Annotated in this window: 18 protein-coding genes; 7 read left to right on the top strand and 11 right to left on the bottom strand. The window is 71.4% G+C overall.

Annotation, left to right across the window (positions count from 1 at the left end; translation table 11 throughout):
* The first annotated feature begins 89 nt into the window (after window positions 1-89).
* Window positions 90-926, top strand: a complete 837-nt coding sequence (locus tag ORG17_RS02495; RefSeq protein ID WP_214527481.1) for an exodeoxyribonuclease III — start codon at window positions 90-92, stop codon at window positions 924-926.
* Window positions 927-1,071: 145 nt separating this feature from the next.
* Window positions 1,072-1,320 carry a hypothetical protein gene (locus tag ORG17_RS02490; RefSeq protein WP_027464862.1) on the top strand — a complete coding sequence of 83 codons (249 nt, stop codon included), beginning with the start codon at window positions 1,072-1,074 and terminating at the stop codon, window positions 1,318-1,320.
* 33 nt (window positions 1,321-1,353) lie between these two features.
* On the opposite strand, the gene ORG17_RS02485 is transcribed toward ORG17_RS02490, so the two are convergent.
* A complete protein-coding gene (locus ORG17_RS02485) occupies window positions 1,354-1,734 on the bottom strand; it encodes an aldehyde dehydrogenase (RefSeq protein ID WP_250892463.1) in 381 nt (126 codons plus the stop codon).
* Between the two features lie 260 nt (window positions 1,735-1,994).
* The gene (locus ORG17_RS02480; protein WP_214522401.1) at window positions 1,995-2,918 is read right to left on the bottom strand and encodes an AEC family transporter; all 924 of its coding nucleotides are present in this window, start codon (window positions 2,916-2,918) and stop codon (window positions 1,995-1,997) included.
* 84 nt (window positions 2,919-3,002) lie between these two features.
* Between ORG17_RS02480 and ORG17_RS02475 the strand changes: the two genes are divergently transcribed.
* From ORG17_RS02475 to ORG17_RS02465, 3 genes are all read left to right on the top strand, one after another.
* Window positions 3,003-3,599 (top strand): nitroreductase family protein, encoded by a 597-nt coding sequence (locus tag ORG17_RS02475; protein ID WP_027464865.1) that lies wholly within the window; start codon window positions 3,003-3,005, stop codon window positions 3,597-3,599.
* An 82-nt stretch (window positions 3,600-3,681) separates the two neighbouring features.
* Entirely contained in the window at window positions 3,682-4,116 is a 435-nt protein-coding gene (locus ORG17_RS02470; RefSeq protein WP_176708137.1) for an acyl-CoA thioesterase, read from the top strand.
* A gap of 82 nt (window positions 4,117-4,198) precedes the next feature.
* Window positions 4,199-4,957 carry an HAD-IIB family hydrolase gene (locus ORG17_RS02465; RefSeq protein WP_071246484.1) on the top strand — a complete coding sequence of 253 codons (759 nt, stop codon included), beginning with the start codon at window positions 4,199-4,201 and terminating at the stop codon, window positions 4,955-4,957.
* A 100-nt stretch (window positions 4,958-5,057) separates the two neighbouring features.
* Here ORG17_RS02465 and ORG17_RS02460 read toward each other — a convergent pair whose 3' ends face one another.
* On the bottom strand, window positions 5,058-5,678 hold the full coding sequence (locus ORG17_RS02460) for a phosphoribosylanthranilate isomerase (protein WP_027464868.1): 621 nt from the start codon (window positions 5,676-5,678) through the stop codon (window positions 5,058-5,060).
* Between the two features lie 55 nt (window positions 5,679-5,733).
* On the bottom strand, window positions 5,734-6,786 hold the full coding sequence (locus tag ORG17_RS02455; protein ID WP_071246475.1) for a serine/threonine-protein kinase: 1,053 nt from the start codon (window positions 6,784-6,786) through the stop codon (window positions 5,734-5,736).
* A 198-nt stretch (window positions 6,787-6,984) separates the two neighbouring features.
* On the opposite strand from ORG17_RS02455, the gene ORG17_RS02450 reads away from it, so the two are divergent.
* Complete coding sequence (locus ORG17_RS02450) at window positions 6,985-7,188, top strand: hypervirulence associated TUDOR domain-containing protein (protein ID WP_027464869.1); 204 nt, start codon at window positions 6,985-6,987, stop codon at window positions 7,186-7,188.
* A gap of 3 nt (window positions 7,189-7,191) precedes the next feature.
* Here ORG17_RS02450 and ORG17_RS02445 read toward each other — a convergent pair whose 3' ends face one another.
* Both ORG17_RS02445 and ORG17_RS02440 read right to left on the bottom strand, forming a co-directional pair.
* A complete protein-coding gene (locus ORG17_RS02445) occupies window positions 7,192-7,962 on the bottom strand; it encodes a DedA family protein (RefSeq protein WP_250892462.1) in 771 nt (256 codons plus the stop codon).
* A 51-nt stretch (window positions 7,963-8,013) separates the two neighbouring features.
* Complete coding sequence (locus ORG17_RS02440) at window positions 8,014-9,186, bottom strand: ROK family transcriptional regulator (RefSeq protein ID WP_214527480.1); 1,173 nt, start codon at window positions 9,184-9,186, stop codon at window positions 8,014-8,016.
* A gap of 62 nt (window positions 9,187-9,248) precedes the next feature.
* On the opposite strand from ORG17_RS02440, the gene ORG17_RS02435 reads away from it, so the two are divergent.
* Window positions 9,249-10,946 carry a beta-N-acetylhexosaminidase gene (locus tag ORG17_RS02435; RefSeq protein ID WP_214527479.1) on the top strand — a complete coding sequence of 566 codons (1,698 nt, stop codon included), beginning with the start codon at window positions 9,249-9,251 and terminating at the stop codon, window positions 10,944-10,946.
* Between the two features lie 189 nt (window positions 10,947-11,135).
* Here the strand turns inward: ORG17_RS02435 and ORG17_RS02430 are convergent, their stop codons facing one another.
* The 5 genes from ORG17_RS02430 to ORG17_RS02410 form a co-directional block, all read right to left on the bottom strand.
* Window positions 11,136-13,223, bottom strand: a complete 2,088-nt coding sequence (locus ORG17_RS02430) for a PTS fructose transporter subunit IIABC (protein ID WP_214527478.1) — start codon at window positions 13,221-13,223, stop codon at window positions 11,136-11,138.
* Between the two features lie 74 nt (window positions 13,224-13,297).
* Window positions 13,298-14,293, bottom strand: coding sequence for a 1-phosphofructokinase family hexose kinase (locus ORG17_RS02425; protein WP_214527477.1), 996 nt, complete (start codon window positions 14,291-14,293; stop codon window positions 13,298-13,300).
* On the bottom strand, window positions 14,290-15,078 hold the full coding sequence (locus tag ORG17_RS02420; RefSeq protein ID WP_214527476.1) for a DeoR/GlpR family DNA-binding transcription regulator: 789 nt from the start codon (window positions 15,076-15,078) through the stop codon (window positions 14,290-14,292). Before ORG17_RS02420 ends, ORG17_RS02425 begins: the two co-directional genes overlap by 4 nt.
* Window positions 15,079-15,339: 261 nt before the next feature.
* Entirely contained in the window at window positions 15,340-16,227 is an 888-nt protein-coding gene (locus tag ORG17_RS02415) for a carbohydrate ABC transporter permease (RefSeq protein ID WP_259411067.1), read from the bottom strand.
* Complete coding sequence (locus ORG17_RS02410) at window positions 16,224-17,282, bottom strand: carbohydrate ABC transporter permease (RefSeq protein WP_214527475.1); 1,059 nt, start codon at window positions 17,280-17,282, stop codon at window positions 16,224-16,226. Before ORG17_RS02410 ends, ORG17_RS02415 begins: the two co-directional genes overlap by 4 nt.
* Window positions 17,283-17,285 lie beyond the last annotated feature (3 nt).

The following is a 17,285-nucleotide window of genomic DNA, read 5'->3' as shown; positions in this document are numbered from 1 at the left end:
GCCTCCAGCGAACACCATCGTGCCGCACGCCGCACAGGCGGCGCACCCGCCGACCTCGTCGTCAGTCGGCACCGGTAGGTTCTTGTTCCATGCGCGTCGCGACCTGGAACGTGAACTCCGTCCGCACCCGAGTGGGTCGGATCGTCGACTGGCTGGTGCGTGAGGACGTCGACGTCCTCGGCATGCAGGAGATCAAGTGCAAGCCGGAGCAGTTCCCGGTCGAGCAGTTCGAGGCCGCGGGGTACCACGTCGAGGCGCACGGTCTGAACCAGTGGAACGGCGTCGCGTTCGCCAGCCGTCTGCCGATGGAGGACGTCACCCGCGACTTCCCCGGCCAGCCCGGGTTCCTGAAGGGCCACGAGGGGCCGGACCTGCCGGTCGAGGCCCGCGCGATCGGCGTCACGGTCGACGGTGTGCGGCTCTGGAGCCTCTACGTGCCGAACGGCCGCGAGGTCGGCGACCCGCACTACACGTACAAGCTCGACTGGCTCGCCCAGCTGGCCGACCGCACCTCGGAGTGGATCGAGGCGTCGCCGGAGACACCGCTCGCACTGATGGGCGACTGGAACGTCGCACCGCTCGACCAGGACGTCTGGGACGTGCGGGTCTTCGAGGGGTCGACCCACGTCAGCGACCCCGAGCGGGCCGCGTTCCGCGAGTTCGAGGCGCGGGGTCTGCAGGACGTCGTCCGCCCGATCGTGCCCGACGGCTACACCTACTGGGACTACAAGCAGCTGCGGTTCCCGCGCAACGAGGGCATGCGCATCGACTTCGTCCTCGGTTCGCAGGCCTTCGCGGACGTCGTCACCGACGCCTCGATCCACCGGAACGAGCGCAAGGGCGACGCCCCGAGCGACCACGTGCCCGTGGTGGTCGACCTCGACCTGGACACGTCGCTCGACGACGACCGCCCGATGATCTTCTGATCGGAGTCGGGTCACCGGCCCGGCCCGGCCCAGCCCGGCCCGGCGCCCGTCCGGCTCTGTTACGCCCGGCGTCCGCCGTGATTGAGCCGTCCGTCACGCCGACGTAGGTTTCCTGCACCGAACCCCTTCGAGAGCAGGTGAAGCCATGTCCCGCACGACGATCCTTCCCATCCAGCGCCTCATGGCGACCGCGGCCCCCGGTGCGTGGCGCGACGGCATCGTCGTCGAGACCCGCGCAGCCGACGCCGTGGTGCTGTTCCTCGACGGGAGCATCACCCAGTTGCGGGTGGCGGACGCCGACGGCGTCCTGTCGGTCGGCGAGCCGGTCGCCCACCACCCGGTCGCAGAGATCCTCAGCGCCGGCGGTCGACAGACCACCGCACGCGTCGCCTAGCGGCCACGCGTCGCGGAGCGCGCGCGGAGCGGTTCAGGCCGCCATCGAGTCGAGCATCGCCTGGCACTTCGACACCATCTCGTCGCAGGCCATGGCGCAGTACCGGCACGACTCGTCCATGTCCTGGTGCTGGCGGCACTCGGCGGCACACGCGGTGCCCATCGCGACGACGGCCATGAGCATCGCCTGCATCGCGGCGGTGTCCATCCCCATCGGACGCATCATCATCCGCATGCCGGTGTCGGCGAGCATCGCGGTGTTCGAGCACATCGCGGCGCAGGTCGCCATCTCGCCGCCCATTCGCATGTCGGCCGCGGAGCACATCGTCGCCGCCATCGACGCGGCGTTCATCGCCATCATCGTGTCCTGCATCATGTCCATGTCCATGTCCATCTCCATGGGCATGTCCGTCATCGACATATTCTTCATCATCGCCATCGTGTCCATCGCCGGTCTCCTCGTCGTGGTCATCGGTCACGGGGCGGTCCGCCCCGCGTGCCCGCCAGGGTACGCGCGTGCAGTCCGCGCTTCGTGAGCAGAACGGGTCGGGTCGGCGGACGCGACCCGACCTCTGCTGCTCACCATCCGCGGTGGTCGCCACCACGGCCGGACGGGAGGCCCGGTGCGGCCCCGCCACGGGCCTCCCGTCCGCCGCGTCGCGCGACCACGGCGCGCTACGGGTGCAGCAGGGCGGCGATCGCGACGAGCACGGGCACCGAGCCGAGCGTCGAGATGAGCACGACGTCGCGCGCCACCGGGACCGCTGCCCCGTACCGCTGCGCGTAGTTGAAGACGTTCTGCGCCGCCGGCAGGGCGCCGAGGGTGGTGAGCACGAAGACCTCCTGGTCACCGAGCCCGAACACGAAGCGTGCGAACACGAACGCCACGGCCGGCATCACCACGAGCTTGATCGACGACGCGACGATGACGTCGGTGCGGATCGCCGGGTCCCGCAGCGGGGTCGCACCGTGCAGGCTCATCCCGAACGACAGCAGCACGACGGGCACCGCGGCCGCGCCGACGAGCGAGAACGGCTCGAGCACCGGGTCGGGCAGTGTGATCCCCGTCGCCGAGCACACGAGCCCGACGAGCGAGGCGATGATGATCGGGTTCCGGAACGGCCCCGCGATCCGTCGTCCCCACCCACCGGCTCCCGCGGTCGCAGCGTCGAGGATCGTCAGCGCGATCGGGGCCATCACGACGAGCTGCAGCAGGATCACGGGCACGACCGCGGTCGCCTGGCCGAGCACGTACACGGCCACCGGCAGTCCGATGTTGTTCGCGTTGACGTAGCTGGAAGCCAAGGCGCCGACGGTGGTCGTGGTGACGGGGCGGCGCAGCACGAGGCGGAACACGGCGGCGGCACCGAGGGCGACCACGGCGGCACTCAGCAGCGAGACCCAGAGCATCGACGACAGCAGCGACGCGATGTCGGCGGTCGCGATGGTGTGGAACAGCAGGCACGGCATCAGCACGAAGAACGCGAGCCGACTCATCACGAACTGCGCGTGCGGACCCAGCAGACCGATGCGTCCGACGACGTACCCACCGGCGATGATCGCGCCGATGATCGCGAAGCCGGTCAACACGCCACCCATCCCGTCCATCCTGGCACCTGCCGGCAGTGATGTGACGTCACTCAGGTCGGAAATGCGTACGCATCGAATACCGTTGAGCGCATCATGACCTCGACGAACGCCGACACCCTCACCCGGTCCACCGACTCCAGCCAGCCGCTCGTGCCGCTGCTCGAGGAACGCTGGAGCCCCCGCTCCTACGACGAGACCGCGACGATCTCGGACGACCAGCTCGACGCCGTCCTCGAGGCCGCTCGCTGGGCCCCATCGGCCATGAACTTCCAGCCCCGACGCTTCATCGCCGGCCGCCGTGGCACCGAGACGTTCCGGAAGATCAACGAGAACCTGCTCGGCTTCAACGCCGCCTGGGCCTTCCGCGCCAGCGCCCTCGTCGTCGGCGTGCTCGAGACCGTGACCGCCGACGGTGAGGAGCGCCCCTTCGCGCAGTACGACCTCGGCCAGTCGCTCGCCGCCCTGACCGTGCAGGCGCACGCCGAGGGGCTGCACGTGCACCAGATGGCGGGCATCGACGCCGCCGGGCTCCGCGCCGCGTTCGACCTGCCCGAGCGGTTCCTGCCGTACACGGTCACGGCCGTCGGCACCGTCGCGCACCCGTCGCAGCTCGACGACAAGGCCGCCGAGCGCGAGGTCGCCCCGCGCACCCGCATCCCCCTCGACGAGGTCGTCCTCGTCAAGGAGTGAGCACCGGCGGCACCGCCGCCCGCGATCGCCACGACGGCCGCGTCCCTGCGGGGGCGCGGCCGTCGGCGTACCATGACGTGACATGGATCAGCACCAGGACGACGCCCCGCCGGAGATGAACTTCTACACCCGGAAGTGGGTGCGACCGGAGGACCTCAACGCCAACGGCACCCTGTTCGGCGGCAGCCTGCTCCGCTGGATCGACGAGGAAGCCGCGGTCTACGCGATCATCCAGCTCGGCAACGGCAAGGTCGTCACGAAGTACATGTCGGAGATCAACTTCCTGTCCTCGGCGAAGGAGGGCGACATCGTCGAGATCGGCCTCGTCGCCACCCGGTTCGGCCGGACGTCGCTGACCATGCGGGCCGAGGCGCGCAACCTCTTCACGCACCGCAGCATCCTGACGATCGACGAGGTCGTCTTCGTGAACCTCGACGAGGACGGCAACCCCGAACCGCACGGCTACACGGACATCACCTACGCCCGCGACCGGGTCCCCGCCACGCACCGCGCGTGACCCCGCAGACATCGCGCAGCACCCGGGCACCCGGGTGGTCGTACCCTGCGGGTGGTCGGCGGGCTCTGGCAGGATCGGTGGCATGACCACGCCCCGCCTCGTCGCCTTCGACCTGGACGACACGCTCGCCCCGTCGAAGTCCTCCCTCGACCCCCGCATGCTCGAGACCTTCGCGTCCCTGCTCGAGGTCGTGCCGGTCGCGGTCATCTCCGGCGGCAACTTCACCCAGTTCGAGCAGCAGCTGGTCACCCCGCTCCGGCAGCGCGACGGCCTGACGCTCGACGCCCTGCACCTCCTGCCGACCTGCGGCACCCGGTACTACCGCTGGGAGGACCAGGACTGGGCACTGCAGTACGCCGAGGACCTCACCGACGAGCAGAAGGACCGCGCCCTCGCCGCGGTCGAGGCCCGTGCGAAGGAAGCCGGGTACTGGGAGTCCGAGACCTGGGGCGCCATCCTCGAGGACCGCGGGTCGCAGATCACGTTCTCCGCCCTCGGTCAGTCGGCCCCGGTGGACGTCAAGAAGCAGTGGGACCCGACCGGCGAGAAGAAGGACCACCTGCGCCGTCTGGTGCAGCAGGACCTGCCCGACCTCGAGGTCCGCTCGGGCGGCTCCACGAGCATCGACATCACCCGCAAGGGCATCGACAAGGCCTACGGCATGCAGCGTCTGGCCGAGATCACCGGCATCGCGCTCGACGACATGCTCTTCGTCGGCGACCGGCTCGACCCCGAGGGCAACGACTACCCGGTCAAGGCGCTCGGCGTCCCCTGCCACGCGGTCGAGGGCTGGGAGGACACCGACGCGTTCCTGACGGAGCTCATCCCCACCCTGCGCTGAGCGCGCGGCGGACAGGAGGCCCGTGGCGGGCCCGCACCGCGCCTCCTGTCCGTCCGCGGTCGCGTCCAGAGCCGCGAACGCGACCGATGCAGCCGGGCACTCAGCCCAGGCTGCGGACGGCCTCGACGAACGCACGGATCTTCGCGGGGTCCTTGACGCCGCGCTCGGACTCGACGCCGCTCGACACGTCGACGCCGTCGGGGTCGAGCGCCTCGACCGCGGCGACCACGTTGGCCGGGGTCAGCCCGCCGGCGAGGATCCAGGCCTCGTCCACGCCGTCGATCGTGGCCGGGTCGACGAGCCGACCGCTGCCGGGCACGGCGGCGTCGAGCAGCAGCAGGTCGTGGTCGAACGCGGCGCGCTGTTCGGGCGTCTCGCGCAGGTAGTCCTCGGCCGCGATGGCGCGGATGGTGAAGAAGCCGGCATCGCGCGCGCGGGCGAAGTCGGACGCCGACTCGCCACCGTGCAGCTGCAGGGTGGTGAGCCCGACCTCGGAGGCGATGCCCACGATCTCGTCGATCTTCTGGTCACGGAAGACCCCGACGGCGTCGATGCCGTCCGGCACCCGCTCGACCAGTTCCTTCGCCAGGTCGGCGGTGACGGTCCGGGGGCTGCCCGCCGCGAAGACGAACCCGACGGCGTCGGCACCCGCGTCGATGGCGGCGTCCACGGTGTCGGGCGTCGACAGGCCACAGATCTTGATCCAGCGCTGGTCGGTCATGCTGTCCATCCTGCCAGGGCGTTCCGGTGCTCGGAGCACGGAGCCGCCGAGCGGATCAGTGCAGGGCACCCGCGACGTAGGCGGCCACGCAGGCCGCGGTGACGCCGAAGGCCGCGAAGGACCCGACCAGGACGTTCCGCCGACGCCAGCGACGCACCGCGGAGAACGTGCCGCGCTTGGCGTGCCGGTGCGCGGCGCGGTGCATGCGGTGGTCGCGCTGGTGCTTCACGCGTTCCGGGCCGAGCGGCACCGGGCCGGTGATCTGGGTGGACCCGCCGCGCAGCGCGTTGGCGATGGCGACCGCCGTGGGCCGGCGCTCCGGGTCGCGGGCGGTCATCCGGCTGAGCAGCTCGCGCCACTCGTCGGCGACGTCGTCCGGGATCTCGGGATCGCGACGGAGCCGGGCGAGTGCGGCCTCGATCAGGGTGCCCGAGTACTCCTGCTTGCCGGTCAGCGCCTCGAGCAGGACGAGCCCGAGCGAGTACACGTCGGTGGCGAAGCTGATCGGTTCGCCGGCCACCTGCTCCGGGCTGAGGTAAGCGGCGGTGCCGATGACCGTGCCGTCGTTCGTCAGGCGGGAGCCGTCGACGAAGTGGGCGACGCCGAAGTCGGTGAGCTTGACCGTGCGGGCGAACCCGGACGAGCCCTCGTCGCTGATCAGGATGTTGGCGGGCTTCACGTCGCGGTGCACGATGCCGCGGGAGTGCACGTAGGCCAGGGCGTCGGCGAGCTGCGCACCGAGGTCGGCCACCTCGTAGTTGTGCAGGGCACCCTCGGACAGGCGGCGGAGCAGCGTGGTGTCGGCGATGAGCTCCATCACGATGAACCGGTGCGGGCCGTCCTCGAACTCGTGGGTGCCGGCGTCGTACAGCGGGATGAGCCCCGGGTGGGAGAGCATGCTGAGCAGCCGGATCTCGCGCTCCTGGCGGACGCGGTCGGCGGTGGTCATCTTGTCCGGGGTCGCGAAGAGCTTCACGGCCACGGCCCGGTACGTGTGCTCGTCACGGGCTTCGTAGACGGATCCCATGCCGCCGGTGCCGATGAGCTTCACGAGCCGGTACCGCGCAGAGAGGACGGTGTCCGCCCGCGCGCTGTCCAGCAGGGTCATGGTGTCCGTCGTCCCGTCCGGAGCCCGTGGTTCCGCGGCCGCTGCCGACGTGTGGACTCAAGGGAAACGGTACGCGTCCGACTCTCGATCCGCATGGCCGTTACGACATCGTGATCGCCGTACTCCCCCGGGTTTCCGGGGATCGACGGGGTACAGTCCGACCTCCACCAGGACGAGGAATCGCGCAAGGAGGACAGCATGGCGTTGTCGAAGGGTGACGAGGTGCACTGGAACACCTCGCAGGGCAGGACGACCGGCACGCTCGTGCGCAAGCGGACGAGCGACTTCGAGTTCGACGGGCAGCACTTCAGGCCGACCGACGACGACCCGTACTGGATCGTCGAGTCGGAGAAGAGCGGCAAGCAGGCCGCCCACAAGGAGTCGGCGCTGACGAAGGCCTGAGGCTCAGTCGCGGGCGGGCTCGGCGCGACGACGACCCCGGGCACCGCCCACGGCAGTGCTGCCGGCGGCGTCGTCGTGGTCGTCGGGGCCGCCCGTGCGCCGCTCGGCGCGCACACGGCGGATCCGGCGCACGACGAAGGTCACCACGACCGCGGCGATCGCGACGTAGAGCACCCGGTCGATCCACTCGGTGTAGGCCTCGACCTGGTCGTACTGCGACCCGAACGCGGCACCGAGCAGCACGAGCGCGCTGTTCCAGATGCCGCTCGCGATGATCGTGAACACCGAGAACGTGCCGAGGTGCATGCGGTCGGCGCCGGCCGGCAACGAGATGAGGCTGCGGACGATCGGGACGAACCGGCCGAAGAAGACCGCGCTCTTGCCGTGCCGGTGGAACCAGCCGGCTGCCTTGCGGAAGTCGTCCTCGTCGACGAGGGGCAGCTTGCCGAACCACCGCGTGGTGCGTTCGAACCCGATCTTCGCGCCGAGCCAGTACAGCACCAGCGCCCCGAGGTAGGAGCCGATCGTCGCCAGCACCAGGACCAGCACGAGGTTCATCTGGCCGGCGCCCGCGAGGAACCCGGCCAGCGGCAGGATGACCTCGGACGGGATGGGCGGGAACACCGTCTCGACGAAGAGCATCAGCCCGACGCCCCACTCCCCCAGGGCGTCGATCAGCTGGAGCACCAGGCCGGAGAGCCCGCCGAGGTCCGACGGAGCGGTGGAGTCGCCACTGGCGACGGTCATGGCACGGGCGGTCACGGCAGTCGTCATGCCCCCAGCATCCCTGAACGCCCTGTCAGGACCCGGCGCGCTCCCTGGGTGTCAGCCGAGTCCCATGTGGACGGAGCGCACGTGTGCGAGGGATCGGGCCAGCGCACCCCGGGCCACGGCGTCGCGTCCGACGGTCGACGGGGTGAACGCCACCGGGTGCCGGAGCTGCGGCGTGACGATCTCGTCGAGCGCGGCGCAGAACACCTCCGCCCCCGGCAGGACCTCGCCACCGACGACGACGACCTCGGGGTCGATCGTCGTCACGAGCTGCACGACGCCGGGTGCCACGTCGGCCGCGAACGCACGGACGGTCCCGACGGCCGACACCGAGCCCTGGGCGGCCGCGGCGAAGACGGACTCGAGGTCCGTGTCGGACGGGATCCGGGCCTCCAGGCGGGCGGGTGCGGCGGGCCAGCCGGTCGAGGCGATGCCGCCCATCTCACCGGCGGCACCGCGCGCACCGCGCGCCAACGAGCCGTCGACCACCAGGGCGGCACCGATCTGCCGACCCATCACCAGGTACAGGCCGTCCCGGACGCCGTGGAACCGACCCCACCGGGCCTCGGCCGTGGCGGCCAGCTTGGCGTCGTTGTCGAAGAAGGTGGCGACCCCGGGGAAGAGGTCCTGGATCCGGCCGGGCACCCGTCGCTCGACCCACTCCGGCACCGCGACCGTGTAGTCGATCGCCCCGTCGCGGTCGACGACCGCCGGGACGCCGAACGTGGCACCGAGCACCGGGGCTCCACCGGCGGGGCCGCCGACCGCGCCACCGACGGGCGACGTCAGCCGACGGACCACGTCCTGCACGCTCGACCAGGCCTGTTCGGCGTCGGCGAGGTCGGTGTAGCGCTCCTCGACGCGGGCGAGCGTGACGCCGCGCAGGTCCGCCCGCACGCCGACGATGCCGTGCAGGCCGAGGTCCACGCCGAGCACGGAGCCGGCCGACGCGTCCGCCGCGAAGCGCTTGGCGCGACGACCGGCCTTGTTCGGGGTCGCGATCGCCTCGGCCTCGGCCACCCAGCCCTGGTCGACCAGGTCGGCGAGTGCGGCCTCGACCGTGGGGCGGGAGAGTCCGACCGTGCGGCCGAGCTCGGTGACCGTGCGGGAGACGTCGTCGCGCAGGAGCTCGTCGAGGATGGCCCGCGAGTTCATCTGCCGCAGGACGCCGGGGGTCGTCCCCACGACACCGGGGGTCGAGCCCGCGACGCTCAGGGTCGTTGACACGGTCTGCTCCACGGTCATAGCCTCCACATTACGAAAGATCATTGAGGAATGGTGGCTCCGACATGCTCGTCCCACGACCGCGCCGCACCGCTCCCGGTGTCGGGGCCTTCGAGATCACCCCGTCGATCCGGATCGCCGCCGACCCGGCGAGCGAGTCCGTCCGACTGTACCTGCAGCAGACCCTGCGGGGATCGACCGGGCTGCCGGTGCGGGACGCCCTCGACGACACGGCACCGGGGGCCGGCACGATCGCACTGCGCGTCGCCGACGACCCGTCCCTGCCCGCGGGCCCGACAACGCCGGAGGGCGACCGGGTGGAGTCGTTCCGCCTCACAGTGACACCGGACGGCATCGACGTCGTCGGCGGTTCGCCCGCCGGGGTCTTCTACGGCGTGCAGGCCCTGCTGCAGCTGCTGCCCCCGGACGTGTACCGCAGCGGCCGGGTCGCGACCGGCCCGTGGTCCGTCCCCGCCGTGGTCGTCGAGGACGCCCCGGCCTTCGCCTGGCGCGGCGTGATGCTCGACGTCGCCCGCCACTTCCGCACGAAGCACGAGGTCATGCGGGTCGTCGACCAGCTCGCCGCGCACCGGATCAACCGCCTGCACTTCCACCTCACCGAGGACCAGGGGTGGCGCATCGAGATCCGGAAGCACCCGCGCCTGACCGAGGTCGGCTCCTGGCGTCGGGAGTCCCAGGTCGGCGCGCACGTCCCCGGGCCGGACGGCACACTCGTCGTCGCCGGGTTCGACGGCCGCCCGCACGGCGGGTACTACACGCAGGACGACGTCCGCGAGATCGTGGCGTACGCGGCCGACCGGTTCGTCACCGTCGTCCCCGAGATCGAGACCCCCGGGCACGTCCGTGCGGCGCTGGCGGCCTACCCGTCGCTCGGCGTCACGGGTGAGCCCGTCGAGGTGTGGACCCAGTGGGGCATCGCCGACGACGTCCTGAACGCCGAGGACGCCACGATCGACTTCTTCAAGGACGTCCTCGACGAGGTCATCGCGCTCTTCCCCTCCGGCTACATCGGCATCGGCGGCGACGAGTGCCCGAAGGTGCAGTGGGAGACCGACCCGCGCACCCAGGAGCGCATCCGCGAGCTCGGGCTGCAGGACGAGGAACAGCTGCAGGCCTGGATCATCGGGCAGCTCGCCGCACACGTCGAGTCGCACGGCCGGCGGGCGTTCGGGTGGGACGAGATCCTCGAGGGCGGCACGCTCGACCCCTCGGCGACCGTGGTCTCCTGGCGCGGGCTGACCGGCGCACGCACCGCCGCCCGCCGCGGGCACGACGTCATCTCGTCGCCGGACGACCAGGTGTACCTCGACTACCGCCAGAGCGACCTGCCGACCGAGCCGATCCCGGTCTCGATCGTGCTCACCGTCGACGACGTCTTCGCCTTCGACCCGGTGCCGTCCGGACTCACCGACGCCGAGCGCGCCCACGTCATCGGCGGCCAGGGCAACATGTGGACGGAGCACGTCGACTCCGCCCGTCGGCTCGACTACCAGCTCTTCCCCCGCGTCGCCGCCCTCGCCGAGGCACTGTGGTCGGCGGACGTCACCGGGCCGCGCGACCTCGCCGAGTTCCGCGGACGCCTGGCCGAGCACACCGCCCGGCTCGAGGCCATGGGGATCGAGTACCGGCACGAGGCCGGGCCGTTCCCGTGGGAGCAGCGACCGGGCGTCCCGGGGCGCCCGCACTCGCGCGAGGAGCGTGCGGCGTACATCGACGCGGTCACGGCGAACATCGCCGAGTAGTGCGCGTCGAGCGGTCGCGACACCCCGCTCGGTTCCGCCGAGCGGTCAGGTTCCGACGTGTGGGCGCCACGCCAGCGACGTGACGTGACCGCTCGACGCGCGGCCGGCGGTGCGTCGCGACCACACGACGGACGGGAGGCCCGGTGCCAGCTGGCACCGGGCCTCCCGTCTTCCCTGGGGTCGCGTCGACTACGCGGCGACCGGTGCGCGCTGGCCCACCGTCTCGCCCGCCACCGCAGCTTCACTGGCCGCAGCGGCCTCGTCGACGGGGCGACGACGGACCCACTTCTTCAGGGCGACGAGCACCAGCGCGGACACCACGGTCCCCGCCAGGATCGCGACGACGAACATCAGGACGTCACCGATCGCGAAGAAGACGAAGATCCCGCCGTGCGGCGCTCGCGAGGTCACGCCGGCAGCCATCGAGATCGCACCCGTGATCGCGGCACCGACCATCGACGCCGGGATGACGCGCAGCGGGTCGGCAGCGGCGAACGGGATCGCACCCTCGGAGATGAAGGACGCACCGAGCAGCCACGCGGCCTTGCCGTTCTCGCGCTCCGGCTTCGTGAAGCCCTTGCGGTAGAGCACGGTCGAGGCGAGCGCGAGTGCGAGCGGCGGCACCATGCCGGCCGCCATGACGGCGGCCATGATCTCGAACGGCACCACGTTCGTGGCGGTCCCGGCACCGAGCCCGGCGACGGCGAACGCGTACGCCACCTTGTTGACCGGACCACCGAGGTCGAACGCCATCATCAGGCCGAGGATGATCCCGAGCAGCACGGCCGAGGCACCCGACAGCGAGTTGAGGAAGGCGGTGAGTTCGGTCATGACCCAGGCGATCGGGCCACCGAGCACCAGGAGCATCAGGCCCGAGGCGATGATCGACGCGAACAGCGGGATGATCACGACCGGCATCAGGCCGCGCAGCCAGCGCCAGGTCGGGATGCGCCCGATCCAGTACGCGGCGGCACCGGCGATGAGGCCACCAACCAGACCGCCGAGGAACCCGGCGTTCATGAACACGGCGATGGACCCGGCCACGAAGCCCGGTGCGATACCGGGACGGTCGGCGATGGCGTACGCGATGTACCCGGCGAGTGCTGCGACCAGGAACCCGAGCGACACGGACCCGATCTGGAACGCGGCGGCGCCGAGGTAGTAGCCGAGGCCCTCCGGCGGCAGGTTCAGCAGGGTGTAGTTGGTGAGCGTGAAGACGGCGTTGTTCTGGCCCGAGTCGCCGTGGGTCAGCGCGATGCCGTACCCGGACAGCAGGAAGCCGAGCGCGATGAGGAGCCCGCCGCCGGCGACGAACGGGATCATGTAGCTGACGCCCGTGAGCAGCCAGCGCTTGAGCGCCTGCCCGAAGTGCTCGTTCGACTTGTTCGTCTCGCCCTCGACGGCGGCGCCGCCCTGCACGCGTGCGGCGTGCGGGTCCTCCGAGGCGCGGATGGCCTCGGCGATCATCTTGTCGGGCTCGTCGACACCGCGCTTCACGGGTCCGGACACCAGCGGCTTGCCGGCGAACCGACCGCGGTCGCGGACGTCGACGTCGACCGCGAACACCACGGCGTCGGCCCGGGCGATGAGCGCCGGGTCGAGGGGTTCGACCTGCGAGGACCCCTGCGTCTCGATGTGCATCTCGGCACCGGCGCGCTGGGCTGCGGCGACGAGGGCGTCGGCCGCCATGTAGGTGTGCGCGATCCCGGTCGGGCAAGCGGTGACGCCGACGAAGACCTTGCGGCCCGCCTCCGGCGCGGTGGCCGGTTCGGAGGCACTGCTCGCCTTCCCGACGCCCGCCTCGGCAACTTCGCCACTCACCTCGTCGTCGACCAACCGGACGATCTCGTCGGCCGTGGTCGCGGCGCGCAGCGCGGCCGTGAAGTCCTCACGGATGAGCGCGCGGGCCAGGGTCGAGAGGACCGTCAGGTGGTCCTTGTCGGCCCCCTCGGGCACGGCGATCATGAACACGATGTCGGCGTCGCCGTCCGGAGCACCGAAGGGCACCTTCCGGGCCAGGCGCGAGAACGCCAGCGTCGGCTCGGACACCGACGCTGAACGGGCGTGCGGGATGGCGATGCCACCGGGGACGCCCGTGCCGACGCTCGCCTCGCGCTTGATGGCGTCGTCGGCGAGCGTGTCACCGTCGGCGGCGCGGCCGGTCGCGGCGACGCGGTCGGCGAGCACCCGGATCACGTCGGTCGACGTGGCGCCGAGGTCCTCGTCGAGGCCGACGAGCTGTGCGCTGATGAGGCGCGGACTCGAGTCTGCGGACATGTGCTTGCTCCTTCGCAATGGCGCTGATCGCGCGGTGGTGCAGGTGTTCGTGGGGTGATCGGGTGGGGAGGGGATCAGGCGGGTTCGGGGGCCGGGTGCGTTTCGAGCACCCGGACGGAGACCGCCGTCGGGTCGGTGTGGTCGAGTGCCGGCACGTCGCTGCCGGGCAGGGCTGCGGCCGCGGCACCGGTGGCGACGGCCTGGGCGAGACGCTGCTCGGGCGACGCTCCCGCGACCTCGGCGAGCAGGTAGCCGGCGAGCGAGGAGTCCCCCGCGCCGACCGTCGACCGGGCGACGATCTTCGGTGCGGCGGCGGCGAACGCGCCCTCGTCGGAGACCAGCACGGCACCGGCGCTGCCCAGGGTGAGCAGGACCGTGCCGACGTTCCGCCGCCGCAGCCGCTGGGCCCCGGCCACCGCGGCGTCGAGGTCGCGCTCGTACTCCTCGGGGTCGCCGCCGACGACCTCCGCGAGTTCCTCGCCGTTCGGCTTCACCAGGTCGATCCGTTCGCCCGACTGCAGCAGCGCGGTGAACGGCACCCCGGACGAGTCGACGGCGATCCGGACGTCCGCACCGTGGCGGGCACGGACGGCCCGGACGAGCACGGCGAGCGCGTCGTCGGGCAGACCGGGCGGCAGCGACCCGGCGACCACGACCCAGCGGGCGGCGGGACCGGTGGCGGTCGCAGCGGCGGTGTCGGCGACCAGGGCGGCGAGGTCGTCGAGGCGACCGGCGAGCGACGGGCCGGGTTCGTTGAGCTTCGTGGTGGTGCCGGTCGGCTCGGTCACGGTGACGTTCGACCGGAGCGGCGCCCCGATCGGCAGCGCTGCGGTGGGGATGCCGCGCGTGGCCAGGCCGAGCAGGACCGGGTCGAGCTCGTCGCCCGGCAGGACGGCGACGGTGTCCCCGCCGCTCGCGACGACCACGCGGGAGACGTTGACGCCTTTGCCGCCGGGTTCCGCGGTGGACCGGGTCGCACGCTGGACCGCGCCGCGCTGCAGTTCGCCGGCGAGCTCGATCGTGCGGTCGAGGGACGGGTTCGGGGTGACCGTGACGATGCGGACGTTCATGCGACGACGACCTCGACGTCGGAGCCGGCGAGCGCCTCGGCCAGGTCGGCGGGCGGCTGCTGATCGGTGACGAGCGTGTCGATCTCGTCCAGGCGCGCGAACCGCATCAGGGCCTCCACGCCGTGCTTGGCGGCGTCGGCGAGCACCACGGCCCGTCGGGCGGCGAGCACGTAGGCGCCCTTCACGGCGGCCTCGTACTCGTCCGGGGTGCTCAGGCCGAAGCCGGCGGACAGGCCGTTCGTGCCGATGAACGCCACGTCGGGCCGGAGGGCGCCGATCTGCTCGACGGTGGCCGTGCCGACCGCGGCGCTCGTGACGCCGCGCACGCGGCCGCCGAGCAGGTGCAGTTCGAGGTGCTCGCTGTGCTGCAGGGTGGCGGCGATCGGCACCGAGTTCGTGATGACGGTGATCGTCGAGCCGGCGACCTCGGGCTCCCAGCGGGCGAGTTCGGAGGCGACGGCGGCGCAGGTGGTGCCGGCGTCGAGGGCGATCGAGCCGGTGAACGTCGGCGGGACCAGGCGCATCGCGGCCCGGGCGATCACGGACTTCGCGGAGCCGTGCTGACCCTCCCGCTCGGCGACGCTGAGCTCGACGACGCTCGAGCGCCCGACGGGGACCGCTCCCCCGTGCACGCGGCGCAGGACCCCGGCGGTCTCGAGCAGGTCGAGGTCGCGGCGCACGGTCTCGGTGGTGACGTCGAAGTGCTCGGCCAGACCGGCGACCGACACGCGGCCGGCGGACTGCAGCTCGGCGGCGATGGCGGTGTGCCGCTCGGTTGCGTACATGCCCGAACTCCTTCGTTCCGTTGGGTTTCGAGCACTGTACGTCCGAAACCCACAAGAACGCAACCGTTCCGTCACACAACCAACACGTCCACAGGTGCAGGCCGTGCGCTGCAGCGGTCACAACACGTCGCAAGCCGGAGGCCGAGGGGTCACGAAGTGTCGGCTGCAATGGCGCCAGCCGACACTTCTTGACCGCTCGCAGGCAAGCATGCGGGGTGTTGTGACCTCGCGACACGACGCAGGTGTCGGTCGTCCGACGTGCTACCCCTTCACGGCACCCGCCGTCATGCCCGTGACCAGTCGGCGCTGCACGATGAGGAAGAACACCACGACGGGGATCGAGAACAGCACGCTCGCCGCCATCAGTCCACCGAAGTCCGTGCCCTTGTTCGTCGAGAACCCGGCGAGCCAGACCGGCAGCGTGTACATCCCCTGGTCCTTGAGCATCACGTACGCGATCAGGTAGTCGTTCCACGCCGCGATGAACGCGAACACGCTCGTGGCGATGACCCCGGGCATGACTAGCGGGAACAGCACGCTCCACAGGATCCGGAAGGTGCCGGCGCCGTCCACCTTCGCCGCCTCCTCGATCTCGACGGGGACGGCCACGAAGAAGCCGCGCATCACCCAGATCGAGAACGGCAGCACGCTCGCCACGTACGCCAGGATCAGCCCGACGTAGCTGTTCAGCAGTCCGAGGGTCTGGAACGACAGGAACAGCGGGATGAGCAGCGCACCCGACGGGATCATCTGCACGAACAGGATCGCGACCAGGATCGCCCGCCGTCCCCGGAACCGGAACCGCGACAGTGCCGCCGAGGCCAGGAACCCGACGACGATCGACAGCAGCACGGCCGCCACCACGACGATCGTGGAGTTCCGCAGGTAGACCAGGAAACCCTCCTGCGTGAGCGCCCGCGTGAAGTTGTCGAGCGTCGGGTGCAGCGGCGCCCAGATCGGGGTCATCGTGGTGACCTCGTCGGCGGGCTTGAAGGCGGTGTTCACCATCCAGTAGATCGGGAACACCCACACCAGGCAGAACAGCACGGCGATGGTGTTCGCGACGACGCGCGGCTTGCGCTTGCGCACCCGCACGGGGCCCGGCGCGGACGCCCCGCTCGTACGGGGCGCCGTTCTCGAGACGGTCACAGGTCCTCCTCACAGCTGCGGACGAGCCGGCGGATGTAGTAGCTGGTGAGCACCCCGAGGATCAGGGTCGAGATCACGGCGATCGCCGCGCCCTGCCCGTAGGCGTTGGACACGAACGACTGCACGAAGGTCCAGATCCCGAGCGTCAGCGTGGCCTCTTCCGGTCCACCGCGGGTGAGCAGCCAGATCTGGTTGAAGACGTTGAAGTCCCAGATCACCGACAGGATCGACACGAGCAGCAGCGTCGGCGCGAGTGCCGGCAGCGTGATCGCGCGGTACATCGTCCACACCGAGGCCCCGTCGAGCGCGCCGGCCTCGTAGTACTCCGGCGCGATCTGGGACTGCGCGGCGTACAGCGTCAGCGCCACGAACGGCACGGCCTGCCAGATGACGAGGGTCAGCACGATCGTGTACGCCTGCCCCGGGTGCGACGCCCAGTTGTCCTGCGTGTGGTCCCCGAACACCCGCAGCTGCGTGATGAGCCAGTTGAGCACGCCGTAGAACGGCTGGAAGAGCCACTGCCAGACCAGGCTCGAGGCCACGTTCGGCATCGCCCAGGCCAGCACGAGCACGACGCTGACGATCGTGCGCATCGCGACCCCGAGGCGGGTGAGCAGCTGCGCCACCCCCATGCCGATGACGATCGTGCCCAGGACCATCGCGCCCGTCACGAGCACGGTGCGCAGGATGACCGGCCAGAACGACGCGTCGGTCAGGACGTCCGTGTAGTTCGTCAGCCCGGTGAACCCGGCCTGCCCGGTGAAGATCGCCCGCAGCCCGTAGTCCTGGAACGAGATGACGACGAGCCGGACGAGCGGGTAGACGACGAGGGCCAGGAGCAGCAGTGCCGCCGGGGCCAGCAGGACGAGCGGCGCCCGCGACCCGACCGGCGACCGACGACCCGCGCCGCGCCCACCCCGACGGGATCCCCGCGACGACCCCTGAACCGGCCCGTCGGCCCGCCGGCCACCGGCACCCCGGCCGCCGGCACCCCGCCCGCCGGTGACCGGCGCGGACTGCTCCGCGTCGGTCACCGGCTCCGCAGTGGACGTCATCGC

The sequence above is a fragment of the Curtobacterium flaccumfaciens pv. betae genome (genome assembly GCF_026241855.1).
GTDB classification, from domain to species: domain Bacteria; phylum Actinomycetota; class Actinomycetes; order Actinomycetales; family Microbacteriaceae; genus Curtobacterium; species Curtobacterium flaccumfaciens.
The sequence above is the reverse complement of the archived record's forward strand: the minus strand, read 5'-3'. Positions and strand labels throughout refer to the sequence as shown.